At 73.5% G+C, this 16,308-nt stretch carries 10 protein-coding genes; all 10 read left to right on the forward strand.

The window, feature by feature from the left end; translation table 11 throughout:
- Positions 1 to 8: 8 nt before the first annotated feature.
- From VFZ92_RS27485 to VFZ92_RS27530, 10 genes are read left to right on the forward strand one after another with little or no spacing between them, the layout of a single operon-like run.
- Positions 9 to 1,064, forward strand: coding sequence for a thioesterase domain-containing protein (locus VFZ92_RS27485; protein WP_330878940.1), 1,056 nt, complete (start codon positions 9 to 11; stop codon positions 1,062 to 1,064).
- The gene (locus VFZ92_RS27490; protein WP_330878941.1) at positions 1,061 to 2,254 is read left to right on the forward strand and encodes a radical SAM protein; all 1,194 of its coding nucleotides are present in this window, start codon (positions 1,061 to 1,063) and stop codon (positions 2,252 to 2,254) included. The genes VFZ92_RS27485 and VFZ92_RS27490 overlap by 4 nt, the downstream gene beginning before the upstream one ends.
- A complete protein-coding gene (locus VFZ92_RS27495; protein ID WP_330878942.1) occupies positions 2,251 to 4,206 on the forward strand; it encodes an aminotransferase class I/II-fold pyridoxal phosphate-dependent enzyme in 1,956 nt (651 codons plus the stop codon). Before VFZ92_RS27490 ends, VFZ92_RS27495 begins: the two co-directional genes overlap by 4 nt.
- A gap of 10 nt (positions 4,207 to 4,216) precedes the next feature.
- Positions 4,217 to 6,505, forward strand: coding sequence for a lantibiotic dehydratase (locus tag VFZ92_RS27500; RefSeq protein ID WP_330878943.1), 2,289 nt, complete (start codon positions 4,217 to 4,219; stop codon positions 6,503 to 6,505).
- Positions 6,502 to 7,509: an ATP-binding cassette domain-containing protein gene (locus VFZ92_RS27505; protein ID WP_330878944.1), complete on the forward strand. Its 1,008-nt coding sequence runs from the start codon at positions 6,502 to 6,504 to the stop codon at positions 7,507 to 7,509. The genes VFZ92_RS27500 and VFZ92_RS27505 overlap by 4 nt, the downstream gene beginning before the upstream one ends.
- Entirely contained in the window at positions 7,506 to 8,342 is an 837-nt protein-coding gene (locus VFZ92_RS27510; RefSeq protein ID WP_330878945.1) for an ABC transporter permease, read from the forward strand. The genes VFZ92_RS27505 and VFZ92_RS27510 overlap by 4 nt, the downstream gene beginning before the upstream one ends.
- Complete coding sequence (locus VFZ92_RS27515; protein WP_330878946.1) at positions 8,342 to 9,121, forward strand: ABC transporter permease; 780 nt, start codon at positions 8,342 to 8,344, stop codon at positions 9,119 to 9,121. The genes VFZ92_RS27510 and VFZ92_RS27515 overlap by 1 nt, the downstream gene beginning before the upstream one ends.
- Positions 9,122 to 9,154: 33 nt before the next feature.
- Positions 9,155 to 10,198, forward strand: a complete 1,044-nt coding sequence (locus VFZ92_RS27520) for a MupA/Atu3671 family FMN-dependent luciferase-like monooxygenase (RefSeq protein ID WP_330878947.1) — start codon at positions 9,155 to 9,157, stop codon at positions 10,196 to 10,198.
- A gap of 30 nt (positions 10,199 to 10,228) precedes the next feature.
- On the forward strand, positions 10,229 to 15,142 hold the full coding sequence (locus VFZ92_RS27525) for an amino acid adenylation domain-containing protein (protein WP_330878948.1): 4,914 nt from the start codon (positions 10,229 to 10,231) through the stop codon (positions 15,140 to 15,142).
- Complete coding sequence (locus VFZ92_RS27530) at positions 15,139 to 16,266, forward strand: GNAT family N-acetyltransferase (RefSeq protein WP_330878949.1); 1,128 nt, start codon at positions 15,139 to 15,141, stop codon at positions 16,264 to 16,266. The genes VFZ92_RS27525 and VFZ92_RS27530 overlap by 4 nt, the downstream gene beginning before the upstream one ends.
- Positions 16,267 to 16,308 lie beyond the last annotated feature (42 nt).

The raw sequence follows: 16,308 nt of genomic DNA on the forward strand, positions 1-16,308 counted from the left end.
AACAGGAGGTGACCACCGTGTCCGGCTACTACGGCAAGAGGTTCCGCGACGAGCTGGAGGCCGCGGTCGCCGAGGCCTACGCCGACGAGCTGGGGGCGACCGAGGTCACCCCTCGGGACGGGTTCGGGGCGCTCGGCGGGCACGCGACCGCCGCGTCCAGGGTGGCCGACAGGGTTCGGCGGGTCACCGGTGCCCCGGTGACCGCCCGGTCGGTGGTCGAGCACGACACCGTCGAGCGGGTCGCGGCCCACCTGCGCTCCCTGGCCCCGGTGGACAGCTGCGTGCAGCTGCCCGCCGGAGCCGTCCCCGGCGCGGTCAACCTGTTCTACTTCCACTCCGCGTCGGGCAACGCGTTCGCGATCAGGACCCTGCGCAAGCACCTGCCCGTCCAGTTGGCCGGGGTCCGGGCGGCGGGACTGCACGGCGAGCGCGACGTGCCGAGGACCATCGACGAGTTCGCCACGATCTACCTGGAGCAGGTCCTGCGGGTGCAGCCGGACGGGCCGTACCTGCTGTGCGGCTTCTCCACGGGCGGCACCATCGCCTTCGAGATCGCGTGCAGGCTCAGGAGGTCCGGGGCGCGGGTCGGCCTGCTCGCCATGTTCGACAGCCAGCCGCCCGACCCGGCGGTCCTGTCCAGGCTGGGGTCGGAGGAGGACCTCAAGCGGGGCAGGCTGCGGGAGCTGCTGCGCCGGGTGGGCGACACCTCCGACGCCGAGGTGTCCCCCGGCGACGCGGGTGTGGTGGAGGCGCTGCGGCGCTCGCACGCGCTGGCCGAGGAGATGGACGCCGAGACCCTCGAACGCCAACTGCTGGTCTTCGCGCGCACCCTGCGGGCCGACTGCCTGTACGAGCCGGGCCACTACGACGGCGAGGTGCACTACTTCGCCGCGGACACCCCGGTCGAGCTGGTGCCCGCCTGGCGCCCCCACGTGGGTGCCCTGCACCTGCACGACATCGACGCCGAGCACTACGAGTACGCGATCTTCGCCGACCAGGGGTTCCGCACGACCTTCGCGGCGCTGGTGGACGAGGCGCTGGCCGGGAGGACTGACGCCGGATGACCGACAACGGTGCACGAGCCGAGAACCACGACCGCAACATCGCCGAGTTCGAGCGCAGGGCCGTGGTGCTGACGAGCAAACCGAGGGTGCTGTTCATCGAGTTGACCGAGAACTGCAACCTGTCCTGCCCGATGTGCCGGTCGGCGGGCCCCTTCCTGCCCTCCCGCAACATGAGCGTGGAGCTGTTCGACCGGGTGGCCGAGGAGCTGTTCCCCACCGCCGAGATCGTCGACCTGCGCGGCTGGGGTGAGAGCACCATCCTCAAGCGGTTCCCCGATTTCGTCGACAAGACCCTGGCCCACGGCTGCCGGATCCGCCTCGTCACCAACCTCACCGTGCCCAACGAGGAGCTGTGGCGGAAGCTGGTGCGCGGCGGGGCGCTGATCGCGGTGTCGTTCGACGCCGGGGAACCGGAGACCTTCGAGGTGCTCCGCAAGGGCGCCAAGTTCGACGTCGTCCTGCGCAACCTGCGGATCCTCGCCGACGAGGCGCGGGTGAGCGGTGTCGGCACGGACGGCATCCACCTCAACGTCGTGGTGCAGCCCGCCGCCCTGCCGGAGTTGACCCGGATCGTGCGCGTGGCCGCCGACCTCGGGATCAAGGTCCAGCTCAACCCGCTGACGACCTCCGAGGACGATCCGGACAACCTGGTCCACCACCGGGAGAGGATGCTGACCGAGCTGACCAGGATGGCCGAGGCCGCGCGGGCGCAGGACGTGACCGTCCAGGTCAACGCCTCGCTGGACCCGCTGTGGGCGGACGACCACCACGCGGACAAGACCTGCACCCACCCGTGGATGTACTGCTACGTCAACCACCGGGGCCAGGTCGGCTTCTGCGACCACCTCATCGGCGCTCCCGCCGAGCAGCACCTGCTCGGCGACCTCACCACCACGAGCTTCGACGACATCTGGAACGGACCCGCCTACCAGCGGCTGCGCGCGGCGCACGGCCGGGGCCGCGAGGCGCTGTCCGAGCGGTTCGAGGAGTGCGAGTGGTGCTACCACAACAGGTACGTCGACTTCGACGAGACCTCCTACGAGCCCTACCGGGCGCACCAGGTGCGGCTGACGCCCGCCCTGTGCGCGGGTTTCACGCCCGCACCGTCGCGAAAGGTCCCCTCCCGCCTCACCCTGCCCCTGGCGGTGGTGCCCACGGGCAACGGCAACCGCAGCAAGGAGAACCCGTGAACGAGCAGAACGTCCCGGTGCCCGCCGACCGCCGTTGGCCGAGGTGGCCGGAGACCGACGAGTGGTCGGTGCAGGCCGTGGGCGGCGCGCTGCTCAGCGGCAGGCTCGCCGTCAGCGGTGCCCGCAGCACGTGGGCGTCGCGCAACGTCGCCGCCGCGAGGGCGCTGGCCGACCGCGCCGGGCGCGAGCACTGCGTGCTCACCACCAGCGGCTCCAGCGCGATCCTGGTCGCGCTCCAGGCGCTCGGCGTCGGTCCGGGCGACGTCGTGCTGATGCCCGCGACCACGTGGGTCAGCTGCGCGACCTCGGTGCTCAGGGTCGGGGCCACGCCCGCCTTCTACGACGCCGACGAGGAATCCCCCTGCCTGGTGGGGGAAACGCCGATCGAGTCGCCGGCCGTGGTGCTCGCGATCCACCTCTACGCCCAGCACGCCGACGTCGACGCGCTCCGGGCGCGCTTCCCCGACTCGCTGATCGTCGAGGACGCCTCGCACAGCCAGCTCTCGCTCACCGCGGACGGCCGCCGCATCGGCGGCCTCGGCGACGTCAGCATCATGAGCCTCCAGGCGACCAAGGTGCTCACCAGCGGTGAGGGCGGTGCCGTGCTCACCGACGACGAGGAGGTGGCAGCGCGGGCGGAGTCGCTCGTCATGGACTCCCGCAGGCGCGCGGAGCTGCCCGCCGAGTCGGCCGCCAACGAGCTGGAGCCCGCGTTCCTGCTGCACGGCGCCAACCACTCCGTGTCGGAGGTGTCGGCGGCCCTGCTGCTCGACCAGCTCGACCGGCTGCCCGCGCAGGCCGCGCTGCGGTCGCGGGCCGCCCTCAGGTTCGTCAACCGGCTCGCGGCCGAGGGCTGGCACTGCCCCTCCGACGACTGGGCGCTGCGGTCGGGCAACTTCTACGGCCTCGCGGTCCGCGTCCCCGACGGCTCGGGCACTCCCGAGCAGGTGGTCGCGCGGGTCGCGGAGGCGACCGGCCTGACGTTGGACCGGGTGTACCCACCGGTGCCGGAGGGTCCGCTGTACCGACCGGGAACGGTCAAGCAGTACTCGGGGATCGGGCACCTCGCCGCACCCACCAAGCGCTCACGCCAGTGGCACGAGACCCACGTCGTCGTGCCCCACCACGCCTTCCTGGCGCTGGACGACCAGCTCGACGCCCTCGCCGCCGCGCTGACGGGCGCCTCCGCGCCGACGCGGGCCGTCGCCCGGCGCCCCTCGATCGAGGTCGTGGTCGTCACCAAGGGCGACCGCCCCTCGCTGGAGGCCGCGCTGGCGGGCGTCGCCGCGCAGCGGGTCGACGCCGACGTGCGGGTCACGGTCTGGTGGGACGGCCCGGCACCTCGCGACCACACCGCGGTGCTGGGCCGCCCCGAACTCCGGGTGATCACCGTGGACACCGGGCGGGTGCTGCCGGAGGCGCCGTTCGAGCGGATCGCCGCACTGCGCCAGCTCGCCGCGCAGACCTGCGACGCCGACTACACCGCCTTCCTCGACGACGACAACGTCTGGGCGCCCGACCACCTGGCCAGCCTGCTGGCGCTGGCGTCGCGGGACCTGCCCGCCGTGCACTCGTGGCGCACGCTGGTCGGCTCCGACAGCCGACCGGTGGCGGTCGACCGGTTCCCGTGGCTGCCACCGGGTCGGGAGGCGGTGGACCGCTGGCGGTCGCTCCAGCGGGCGGGCGTCGTGGACGCCGGGGGCACCGTCGTCCGGGACGACGTCCGGGCGGGCATGGTCGACATGGGCGCGTGGCTGTTCGACACCCGGCTGCTGCGGCTGCTGCGGTTCAGCCGCCCGCGCACCCCGGACGAGGTCGCCGCGCGGCTCGGCGAGGACGACGTCGTCCTCGAACAGCTCGACCGGCTCGGCGTGCCGACCGCGTGCACGGGGCTGCCGTCGCTGCGCTACCGCCTCGGCGGCATGTCCAATCCCGAGCACGCCGCGATCTGAGGGGTGGCACGTGGGTCCGCACGACGCTTCGCACCTGGTGCCGCTGGACGGCGCCGGGTGGCACGTGTGGCGGGACTTCGTCCTGCGCAGCGCCGGTTTCCCCGCCGCCGACGTGCTGCTGCTCGGCGACCCCGAGCTGGCCGCGTCCGCCGAGCGGTCGTGGCGGTCCGCCGACGACCTGGCCGGGTTCCGGCTGGAGTGGGAGCGGTGGCAGCGGGAGCTGGACCGACGGCTGCGGGCGCTGGCCGCCGACCCGCGCTTCCGGGAGGCCGTCGCCTGGCAGAACCCCGCGGTGGTGCGCAACGCGCTGGACGGCGTGCGCTCCCGCCGCGTCCCCGGCAGGCGCCCCGACCAGAGGCACGTCCTGGCGATGGCCAACTACCTCCAGCGCTACACCACCAAGAACGACACCATCGGGTTCTTCGGGCCCGCGACCTGGGCGACGCTGACCGACGACGAGGCCGTGGTGCGGCTGCGCCCCGGTGCGGACCTGGTGACGGACCGGACGCTGTACTTCGAGGTCTGGGCCGTCGACGCGCTCGCCGCCCGCCTGTCGGAGCACCCCGACGTCCAGCCGTGGCTGGTACCGCGCCCGGTCGGCGGCTGCTGGCTGGACGGCGACGTCCTGCGCAGGCCGCACGGGGACCCGGTGCGCCTGAGCCCCGGCCACGCCGCGCTGCTGCGCGCCTGCGACGGCACCAGGACCGTTCGCGACCTGGGTGCGGACGCGCTGCCGACGCTGCTGGGGTGGCGGGACGGCGAACTCGTGCACCTCACCCTCGAAGGTCCGGTGGAGGCGCACCCGGAGCGGACCCTGCGCGCCAAGCTGGCGCTGATCGGCGATCCGGTGACGCGGCGGTGGGCACTGGGCCAGCTCGACGAACTGGTGCGGGCCCGCGACACCGCCGCCGCCGCGGCGGGCGACGCGGACGAGGTGCTGGCGGCGGTCGCCGACCTGGGCGAGACCTTCCACCGCCTCACCGGACGGGACGCGACCCGGCGCCACGGCGAGTCCTACGCGGGCCGGGGGCTCGTCTACGAGGACTCGCGCCGGGCGGTCGACCTGGAACTGGGCCTGCCGGTGCGGCGGGCCGTCGGCGCACCGCTCGGGCTCCTCGCCGACAGCGCCCGCTGGCTGGTCGCCCGCGCGGCCCGCGACTACCTCGACCTGCTGGACCGGCTGTTCGACTCGTGCCTGGCCCACGACGGCGGGACCTCGGTGCCGCTCGCACGGCTGCTCGGGGTGGCCACGCCCCACCTGGTGGTCCGATCAGGACCGCCGCGCCCGGTCGCCGCCGCCGTGGCGGAGTTCCAGGAGAGGTGGGCGCGCGTCCTGGCCGTACCGCCCGGTGTGCGCGAGCACCGGGTTCAGGCAGACCGGATCGCCGAGCGGGTGGCCGAGCTGTTCCCCGCCTCCCCGCCGCCGTGGTCGTCCGCCCGCTACGTCGCCCCCGACCTGATGATCGCCGCCGACGGGCTCGACGCCCTGCGGCGCGGGGAGTTCACGGTCGTGCTCGGCGAACTGCACCTCGCGACCAACACCACCGAGAGCAGGATGTTCGTCGAACGGCACCCCGACCGCGCCGCGCTGCTGGCCGCGAGCGAGCAGGACCACGCGGGCCGCCGGATCTACTCCGTGCCCACCAAGGACTGGCCGCAGGTCAACTCCAGGGTCTACCCGGCGGCGCTGCTGTCGGAGCGGTTCCGCTACTGGTGCCTGCACGACGACGACAGCGGCGCCCCCGGCCCGGTGGTGCCGTCCGCCGCGCTGGAGGTGCACCGCGAGGCCGGGCGGCTCGTCGTGCGCTCCCGGCGCGGGGACGGCGACTTCGACCTGCTGGAACTGCTGGGCGAGCAGCTGTCGGCCGCCGTGGTCGACGCCTTCCGGCCGCTGCCGCCCGCCCCGCACCGGCCGAGGATCTCGATCGACCGGCTGGTGCTGGCCAGGGAGACCTGGTCGTTCCCGCCCGCCGAGATCGGGTGGGCGACGGCGAAGCAGCCGGTGGACCGGTTCCGCGGCGCCCAGCGCTGGAGGGCCGAGCACGGCCTGCCGAGGCTCGCCTTCTACCGGGTGCGCGGGGAACGCAAGCCGATCTTCCTCGACTTCACCTCCGGTCCGCTGGTCGACCGGTTCGCCAAGGCGGTGCGCCAGGCGGGCGGCCTGCCGAGGCCCGAGCCGGTGACGGTCGCGGAGATGCTGCCCGACCTGTCGCAGAACTGGCTGGAGGACGCCACCGGGGCCGGTTACACCTCCGAACTCCGGATGGTGCTCGTGGACGACGGGGAGGCCGTGGCATGAGCGCGGAGATCGCGATCGACGTCCGGGCGCTGTCGAAGTCCTTCGTGGTGACCGAACGGGAACCCGGCCTGCGGGCCGCCGTGGGGAACCTGGTGCGGCGCAGGACCCGCACCGTCCACGCCGTCGAGGACGTCACCCTGACCGTGGCGCGCGGCGAGGTGGTCGGCTTCCTCGGTGCCAACGGCGCGGGCAAGACCACGGTGCTGAAGATGCTCTCCGGCCTGCTGCACCCCACCTCGGGTGCGGCGACCGTGCTGGGGCACGTGCCCGCCCGGCGGGAGCGCGAGTACCTGCGCCGGATGGCGCTCGTGATGGGCAACCGCCACCAGTTGCAGTGGGACCTGCCCGCCTCGGACTCCTACGAGCTCAACCGCGCGATCTACCAGGTCCCCCCGGCGCGGTTCCGGCGCACGCGCGAGGAACTGGTGGAGCTGCTGGAGATCGGGGACCTGATCAGGAAACCGGTGCGCACGCTGTCGTTGGGCGAGCGGATGAAGGCGGAGCTGGTCGGTTCGCTGCTGCACCGGCCGGAGGTGCTGTTCCTCGACGAACCCACGCTCGGGCTGGACGTGACGATGCAGAAGCGGGTGCGGTCCTTCGTCGCCGAGTACAGCAGGCGCCACGGCGCCACCGTCCTGCTCACCAGCCACTACATGGCCGACGTGCAGGCGCTGTGCAGGCGGGTGGTGGTGATCCACCGCGGCGGGCTGCTGTTCGACGGCGACCTGTCCGCGCTGGGCGAGGAGTTCGCCGCACACCGGGAGATCGAGGCGACGCTCGACGAGGTGGACCCCGACCTTCGGGGCTGCGGTCAGGTGCTCTCCTCCGAAGGGGGGCGCGTCCGGCTGCGGGTGCCCCGCGCGACCGCGCCCGCCGCCATCGCGAAGCTGCTGTCCGAGCACAACGTCCTCGACCTGACCGTGGAGGCGCCGCCCGTCGAGGACGTCATCGGGCAGGTCTTCTCCTCCGGGACCGCGGGCGCGGTGGCGGAGGTGCCGCGATGACGGTGGTGCGGGAGCGTCCGGCGGCGAGGCTGCGAGCGCTGGCGGACTTCTACGTCCAGGCGGGCAAGCTCTCCGCCGTCCAGCACTTCAGCTACCGGGCGGCCAACTACCTGTTCCTGGTCGGCATGCTCGCGGAACCGGTGATCTACCTCGTGGTGTGGCGGACCGTCGCCGAGGCCAAGGGCGGCAGCGTGGGCGGCTACACCGCGGGGTCGCTGGCGGCCTACTACATCCTGTGGACCCTGGTCCGGAACATGAACCTGGTCTACGCGCCCCCCGGTTTCGAGTGGCGCATCGCCAGCGGCCGGATGTCGGGACGGCTCCTGCTGCCGGTGCACCCCGTCCACCACGACCTCGCCGGGTTCGCCGGGGCCAAGGTCGTCTGGATCGTGCTGTGGCTGCCGATCGCGGCGCTGCTGACGTGGGTGTTCGAGCCGACGATCGACGTCCGCCCGGTGCAGGTGGCGGTGTTCCTGGTCGCGATCTGGGGCGCGTTCGTCATCCGGTCGCTGCTGCTGTGGCTGCTCGGCCTCGTCACGTTCTGGACCACCCGCGCCAGCGCGCTGTTCGAGCTGTACCTGGTGTTCGAACTCCTGCTGTCGGGACGGCTCGTGCCACTGGCCCTGCTGCCCGACTGGGCGCGGTCGGTCGCCGACCACCTGCCGTTCAAGTGGACGTTCGGCTTCCCCATCGACTCGCTGGTGAGCAGCCGGTCCACCGCGTGGCTGCTCGGCGGCCTCGCCGCGCAGGCGCTGTGGATCGCGGTCGGCGCGGCGGCGGTGGCCGTGGTGTGGAAGCGGGCCGTGCGCCGGTACGCGGGGGTGGGCGCGTGATGGCCGGGCTGGTGTGGCGGTTCCTCCGCGTCCAGGTGCTCAACGAGGTCCAGTACCGCGCGAACTTCCTGGCGCGCCTGCTGAACTCCGCGCTGTCGCTGGTCACCGGCGCCGCCGTGCTCGCGCTGGTGTTCGGGGAGGTCGACCGGCTCAACGGCTGGACCTCCCAGCAGCTGCTGGTGGTGATGGGCGTGTTCACCATGATGAACGGCTTCGTGCAGATGGTGGTGATGCCCGCGGCGCTCAAGCTGCTCACCGACATCCAGGACGGCGACCTCGACCACGTGCTGACCAAACCGGCCGACGCGCAGCTGGTGGTCAGCGTCCGCGCGGTGCGGCTGTGGCAGGGGCTCGACCTGCTCACCGGTGCCGGGGTGGTCGCGGTCGCCGTGGTGTGGCTCGGCGACGGCGTCGCCCCGCTCGCCCTGGTCGCGTTCGCGGTGTCGCTGGTGCTGGGCGCGGTGCTCGTCCACAGCTTCCTGATGATCGTCACCACCACGGCGTTCTGGTTCGTGCGGCTGGACAACGTCGCCGAGCTGTTCTCCGGGGTGTACCAGGCGGCGCGCTGGCCGGTGGGCCTCTACCCCGGCTGGCTGCGGGTGGGCCTGACCTTCCTGGTGCCGATCGGCCTGGCCGTCACCGTCCCCGCCGAGGCGCTCACGTCCCGGCTGACGCTCCAGTCCCTCGCGACCCAGGCCGCGCTGGCGGTCGCGCTCGCGCTCGCGTCCAGGGCTCTCTGGAGGGCCGGGCTGCGCCGCTACTCCGGGGCCTCCGCCTGACCACGACCGTCCCGACCCGACAGGGAGAACCCGATGGACATCAGCCTGTTCTACTTCGCCGACGACGCCTCGGGCGACGACCGAGGGCGGTACGACCTGCTGCTGGACGGCGCCCGCTTCGCCGACGAGGCGGGGCTGACGGCGGTCTGGACGCCCGAGCGCCACTTCCACCGGTTCGGCGGCCTGTACTCCAACTCGGCGATCACCGGCGCGGCCGTGGCGTCGGTGACGAAGAGGATCGGGGTCAGGGCGGGCAGCGTCGTGCTGCCGCTGCACGATCCGATCCGGGTGGCCGAGGAGTGGTCGATGGTCGACAACCTCTCCGACGGCCGGGCCGCGGTGGCCTTCGCCTCCGGCTGGCACGCGGTGGACTTCCTGCTGCACCCCGACCCCACCCGCGCCTACGCCGACCGGCGGGCGCTGTTGGCCGAGCACGTCGAGGTGGTGCGCGCGCTGTGGGCGGGGAACAGCATCACCAGGACCGACGGCAGCGGCGGGACGTCCACGGTGCGGATCTTCCCGACCCCCGTGCAGCCGGAACTGCCCTTCTGGATCACCAGTTCCGGCAACCCCGAGACGTTCCGCACCGCGGGCAGGCTCGGCGGGAACCTGCTCACCCACGTGCTCGGCCAGCGACCGGCCGTGCTGGCCCGCAACATCGGCGTCTACCGGGACGCCCTGCGCGCCGCGCACGGACCCGACGCGCGCGGCCACGTGACCCTGATGCTGCACACCTACCTGGGCACGTCCGACGACCAGGTCCTGGAGGAGGTCCGCGAGCCGTTCAGCCGCTACCTGGCCAGCTCGCTGGACCTGACCACCCGCTCCGGTCCGACCACGGAGGGCATCGACGAGGTGAGCGAGGCCGACGCGGAGGCGCTGGTGCGGCGCGCCTTCGACCGCTACTCGAGGGAGAGCGGGCTGTTCGGGTCCCTGGCCACGGCGCACCGCGCGGTGAGCGCGTTCGCGGAGGCGGGCGTGGACGAGATCGCGTGCCTCGTCGACTTCGGCGTCGACCGGAAGTCGGTGCTGCGGGGCATGGACCACCTCGGGGAACTCGTCGCCGACCTGCGCTGACCGCCGGACCGACCAGAAGGGGAACGCCTCATGGACCACAACACCTCAGCCCGGTCGCTGCACCGGCTCGTCGAGGACTCCGCCGCCCGCACGCCGGACGCGGTCGCGGTCGTCACGCCCGACCGCACCCTGACCTACCGCGAGCTCGACGGGCTGGCCGAGGCCGTGGCCGTCGGGCTGCGGCCGGTCGTCGGCCGGGACGAACTCGTCGCGGTCGCCCTGCGCAAGGGGTGGGAGCAGGTCGTCGCGGTGCTCGGCGTCCTCAAGTCGGGAGCCGCCTACCTGCCCGTCGACCCCGGCCTGCCCGAGGCCCGGCTGCGCCAGGTCCTGGAACTGGCGCGGTGCCGGATCGCGCTCACCCGGCCCGGTCTGCTCTGCGGGCTGACCGGCGTGGAGCAGTCCTTCGTGGACGAACGGCTGACCGCGGTGGCGGGCCCGCCCTCCCCCGACCTCCCAGGGGACCTGGCCTACGTCATGTTCACCTCGGGGTCCACCGGTGTGCCCAAGGGCGTGATGATCGAGCACGGCGGCGTCACCGAGACGGTGCTGGAGGTCGACCGCAGGTTCGGGGTCGGGCCCGCCGACCGGACCCTCGGCCTGTCGTCGCTGAGCTTCGACCTGTCCGTCTACGACGTCTTCGGGCCGCTGGCCGTCGGCGGCGCGGTCGTGCTGCCCGACGCCGACGCCGCGGGCGATCCCGAGCACTGGGTCGAGTCGATGCTGCGGCACGGGGTCTCCGTGTGGCACAGCGTGCCCGCGCTGATGGGGATGCTCCTGACCTGGCTGGAGGACACCGGGACGCCCGCGCCCCCGGCGCTGCGGCTGGTCATCCTGACCGGTGACTGGATCCCCGTCGACCTGCCGGACCGGATCCGCGCGCACTTCCCGGACGCCACCCTGGTCAGCATGGGCGGATCCACCGAGGACTCCATCTACTCGCTGGTCCACGTCATCGACGAGGTCGACCCGACCTGGACCAGCATCCCCTACGGCGTCCCGCTGCCGGGTGAGGGCTGCCTCGTGCTCGACGACGACCTGCGGCCGGTGCCGGACGGCCTGACCGGTGAGCTGTGCATCACCGGTACCGGGTTGGCGAGGGGCTACTGGCGCGATCCCGAGCGCACCGCGGCGAGCTTCCCGACCCGCCCCGACACCGGGGAGCGCCTGTACCGCACCGGGGACCGGGGCCGGGTGATGCCCGACGGCGCGATCGAGTTCCTGGGCAGGGCCGACAACCAGGTGAAGGTCAACGGGTTCCGGATCGAACTGGGCGACGTCGAGGCCGCGCTGCTGGCCTGCCCCGGCGTCCGCGGCGCGGTGGCCGTCGCCACCGGTCCCCGGACCGCGCTGACCGGGCTCACCGCCTTCGTCGTCGCCGAGGACTTCGACCCCGCGCGGGTCGAGGCGCGCCTCGTCGAGCTGCTGCCCGCCTACATGGTGCCCGGTGCCCTCCGCCCGCTGCCCGCGTTCCCGTTGAACGGCAACGGGAAGGTCGACCGCTCCGCGCTGCGCGAGCTGGCCGCCGAGTCCGGTCGGACCGACGACGACGAGCCGCCGAGGCCGGGGGTCGAGCAGCTCGTCGCCGACCTGATCGCGGACCTGGTCGGACGTCCGGTCACCAGCCGCACGGCCCACTTCTTCGACCTGGGCGGCAACTCCCTGCTCTCCGCGCAGGTCGCCACCCGGCTGCGGCGCGTGTTCGACGTGGACGTGCCCACCGGGCTCGCGCTGTCCCACCCCACCGTGGAGCGCATGGCGCTCGCGCTGGGCGGGGCACCCGCGCGTGCGGCGAGCACCGAACCGCCCCTGGTGCCGACGTCCGTCGCGGGCGCGCCGTCGCCGGTGTCGTTCGGGCAGGAGCAGGTCTGGTTCCTCGACCGGCTCGTGGGCGGCAACCGCGCCTACCACTTCCAGTGCGGCGTGCGGTTCACCGGAGACCTGCGGCCGGACCTGGTCCAGCGCGCGCTCACCGAGGTCGTCGCCCGGCACGAGGTCCTGCGCACCACCTTCCACGACTCCCTCGACGGACCGGTGCAGGTCGTGCACCCGCCCACCGAGGTCCCCCTCCCCCTGGAGGACCTCCGCCACCTCCCGGAGTCCGAGCGCGAGGCCGCGCTGGCGCGCGGGCAGCGGGAGGAGATCGCCCGCTCGTTCGACCTGGAGCACGGGCCGCTGATCGTCTGGAAGCTCTACCGCGTCGCCGACGACGACTGGGTGATCACCGAGACCGAGCACCACCTGGTGCACGACGGCTGGTCGGTCGCCGTGCTCTGGCGCGAGGTGTCCGAGCTCTACGGCGCGTGGGTCCGCGGCGCGGAGCCCGCGCTCGCCCCGCTCCCGGTCCAGTTCGCCGACTTCTCGGCCTGGCAGCGGGAGCGCTACCTCGGCGGCAGGCGCGCCGAGGTGCTCCCCTACTGGAAGCGCAAGCTCGCCGGGGTGACGCCGTTCGACCTGGCCGTCAGCCGCCCCCGGCCCGCGAAGCAGACGTTCAGCGGACGGGCGCTGCGCGTCGCGCTGCCCGGACCGCTCTACGCCGGGCTGCGCGAGTTCGCCGCCGCCGAGGGGCTGTCGCTGTTCGTGCTGATGTTCTCGGCGTTCACCCTGCTCATGCACCGCTACAGCGGCGCGCGGGACCTGTGCGTCGGCTCGTGGATGGCGAACCGGGACCGCGTGGAAACCGAGAACCTGATCGGGATGCTCGTCAACATGGTGGGGCTGCGGACCGAGGTCACCGGTGCCGAGTCGTTCCGCGAGCTGGCCTCGCGGACCAGGACCGCGGTGCTCGAAGCGCTGGCCCACCAGGACGCCCCGTTCGAGGACGTGGTGCGCGAGCTGAACCTGCCCCGCGACGCCAGCCGCAACCCGCTGGTGCAGACGTGCTTCAGCTTCCACGACTCCCCCGTGCCGCCCTTCGACTGGCCGGACGCGGTGGGCACGCTCACCGAGTACCACAACGACACCGCCAAGTTCGACGTCAACGTGGTCGTCGTGCCGAGGGCCGAGCAGCTCCGGACCTCGGGGGCTCCCGGTGAGCGGGAGCGGCTCACGCTGATCTGGGAGTACAACACCGACCTGATCGACCCCGACGCCGCCGAGCGCATGGTCGGCCACTTCCAGCGCTTGCTGGCCTCTGCGGTGGACTCGCCGGACGCGCCGGTGGACTCGCTGGACATGCTCGTCGACGCGGACCGGGAGGCGGAGGCGGCCACCGTCCCCGAGGTGTCCGTGGACGAGAGCGGTCCGACCCTGGTCGACCTGTTCCGGGAGCGCGTGGCCGCGCGGCCCGACGCCGTCGCGGTCAGGGCGGGTGACGACGTCCTGACCTACCGGGAGCTGCACGACCGGGCGGCGGGGCTCGCGGGGGCGCTCGCGCGGCGCGGCGTCGAGGTCGGGGACCGGGTGGCGGTGTGCGTGGACAGGTCCTGCGAGCTGGTGGTGGCCCTGCTCGGCACCGCCATGGCGGGTGCGGCGTACGTCCCGCTGGACCACCGCCACCCCCGGTCGCGCAACGACTTCGTGCTCGCCGACGCCGCCGTGGAGGTCGTGGTCACCGAGCGGGCGCTGGCCGGGCTCTTCGACGGCCGGAAGGTCGTCCTGGTCGACGGGAGCGGTGCGGGTGGCCCCGTCGTCACGGCGGTGGGCGGCGACGACCTCGCCTACGTCCTGCACACGTCCGGCTCGACCGGCGACCCCAAGGGCGTGCTGGTGCCGCACGGGGCGCTCTCGCACCTGCTGAGGGCGATGTGCCGCCAGGTCGGGATCACCGAGCGGGACGTCCTGCTCGCCGTCACCACGGCGACGTTCGACATCGCCGCCCTGGAGCTGTTCGCTCCCCTGGTCGCGGGCGCCACGCTCGTCATCGCGCCGACGAGGGTCGTGTCCGACGGCGAGGCGCTGGCCGCGCTGCTCACCGCGTCGCGGGCCACCGTGGCGCAGGCGACCCCGATGACGTGGCGGATGCTCGCCGAGGTCGACTGGCGGCCCGAGGGCGGCTTCACCGCGCTGTGCGGCGGCGAGACCATGCCCGCCGACCTCGCCGCGTGGCTCGCGGGCAGGGTCGACCGGTGCTGGAACCTGTACGGGCCCACCGAGACCACCATCTGGTCCACCGCGTACCGCGTGCGGGGTGACGAGACCGCGGTGCCGATCGGACGGCCTCTGCCCAACACCGAGGTCCGGGTGCTCGACCCCGCCGGGATGCCGACGGCCGTCGGGCTGCCCGGTGAGCTCCACATCGGCGGAGCCGGGCTCGCCGCGGGCTACACCTCGCCCGAGCTGACCGCCGAGCGGTTCGTCGAACTCGCCCCCGGCCTGCGGTTCTACCGGACCGGTGACGTGGTGCGGCGGCGCGCGGACGGCCACCTCCAGTTCCTGCACCGCGTGGACAGCCAGGTGAAGCTGCACGGCTACCGCGTCGAACTGGAGGAGGTCGAGCACGCGCTGCGCTCGCACGACGCCGTCGGGGACTGCGCGGTCGACCTGCGGGGCGATCCGGTGCGCCTGGTCGCCTACGTCGTCCCGAAGCCCGGTGCCGCGCCCGCGAGCGCGGAGCTGACCGCCCACCTGGCCGGACGGCTGCCCGCGTACATGGTCCCGGTGGACTTCGTGCCGCTGCCCCGGATCCCGACCTCGGCCAACGGGAAGACCGACCGCCGCGCGCTGCCCGACCCCGCCCCAGAGCTCCTGGTCGACCAGGAGCCCACCGCCACCGAGGCGCTGTCGGAGCGGGAGGAGGACCTGGCCAGGATCTGGGCCGAGGTGCTGGGGCGCGACCGGGTCGGCGCGCAGGACGACTTCTTCGTCCTCGGCGGGCACTCCCTGCTCGCGCTGCGGCTGGTGTCGAGGATCAAGGCCAGGATGAGCACAGCGATCAGCGTGGACCTGGTGTTCGACCACCCGACCGTCCGCGAGCTGGCGTCCGCGCTCGGCGACGGTGCCCGGTGATCACGACGGCCGTCCACGACGACGTGGCGGCGTTCGCGACCGAGTACCGGCGGCTCGCACCGGACGTCCCGCTGCACGAGTCCGTCGCGTGGCTGCGGTACTGCGACCGGCGGTCCCGGGGGCGCATGCGGTACGTCACGGCCAGGGGTGACCGCGGCGAGCTGCTCGGCCTCACCGCGTTGCGCGCGACCGAGGACGGGTCCCGCGCCTCCGCGAACTACGACGTCGTCGAACTGCTCTGGCCGGGCCCGAACGGCACGCCCCCGGTGCCGGTCGACCGGCTGTACCCGCAGCTGTTCTCAGCGGTCTCCGGGTCGCGCTGCCTGTTCCGGGTCCTGGGCGGTGTCGAGACCGAGGTCCGCGCCGCACTGGCCGCCGCGGCGTCGGCACTGGCCGACGCGGACGGCTCGGTGCTGACGTTCGCCTACCTGCCCGACGGCGCGGTGGTCGAGGAGATCGCGGAGGCGTTGGGGACGCGCGAGCACGCCGTGGTCGGCGCCGACACCGTCCTCGACGTCGAGTGGACGGACTTCGAGGGCTACCTCGCCCGCCGCCCGCGCGGGCGGCGCGGCAGCATCCGCCGGGAGCGCGGGCAGTACCTGGCCTCCGGGCTGACGACCGCCGTGCACGAGTCGACCGCGGTGCTGGGCGAGCGGACCGCGCTGCTCCAGGTGCGGCTGGCGGACAAGTACGGCGTGGCGGCCTCGGTGGAGTCGGTGCTGGAGGACTACCGGGACCTCGCCTCGACGCTGGACGACGACGTGCTGGTGTTCACCGCCGACCGCGACGGCACGGCCGTCGGTGTGTGCGTCTGCCTGCGCGACGGGGACACCCTGCACATCCGCAGCGTGGGCTTCGACTACTCGGCGATCGGCGACGCGTTCGTCTACTTCAACCTGATGTTCTACGAGCCCCTGCTGTGGGGGCTCGACGCGGGCGTGCGCCGGTTCCGCTTCGGGAACGGCGCCTACCGCGCCAAGGAGCTGCGGGGTTGCAGGCTGGAGCCGCTGCACGGCGTGGTGCGGTGGCCCGGCTCTCTCACGGCCGAGTGCGCGGACTCGGTGGCCCGGCGGGAGGTGGACGTCCGCGCGGAGGTCTGGGGTGCCGCACGCGCTCCCGCGTGACGGCGCTCCCGCTCACGGCTGTTCCCGGCACGACTGCACGGA

It is taken from the genome of Umezawaea sp. (genome assembly GCF_036375055.1).
In the GTDB taxonomy this organism is placed as follows: domain Bacteria; phylum Actinomycetota; class Actinomycetes; order Mycobacteriales; family Pseudonocardiaceae; genus Umezawaea.

Bases quoted from the DNA above. Each gene is read 5' to 3' on its own strand.
- VFZ92_RS27490 (WP_330878941.1), top strand. From the start codon at position 1,061: ATGACCGACAACGGTGCACGAGCCGAGAACCACGACCGCAACATCGCC.
- VFZ92_RS27505 (WP_330878944.1), top strand. From the start codon at position 6,502: ATGAGCGCGGAGATCGCGATCGACGTCCGGGCGCTGTCGAAGTCCTTC.
- VFZ92_RS27510 (WP_330878945.1), top strand. From the start codon at position 7,506: ATGACGGTGGTGCGGGAGCGTCCGGCGGCGAGGCTGCGAGCGCTGGCG.
- VFZ92_RS27515 (WP_330878946.1), top strand. From the start codon at position 8,342: ATGGCCGGGCTGGTGTGGCGGTTCCTCCGCGTCCAGGTGCTCAACGAG.
- VFZ92_RS27520 (WP_330878947.1), top strand. From the start codon at position 9,155: ATGGACATCAGCCTGTTCTACTTCGCCGACGACGCCTCGGGCGACGAC.
- VFZ92_RS27525 (WP_330878948.1), top strand. From the start codon at position 10,229: ATGGACCACAACACCTCAGCCCGGTCGCTGCACCGGCTCGTCGAGGAC.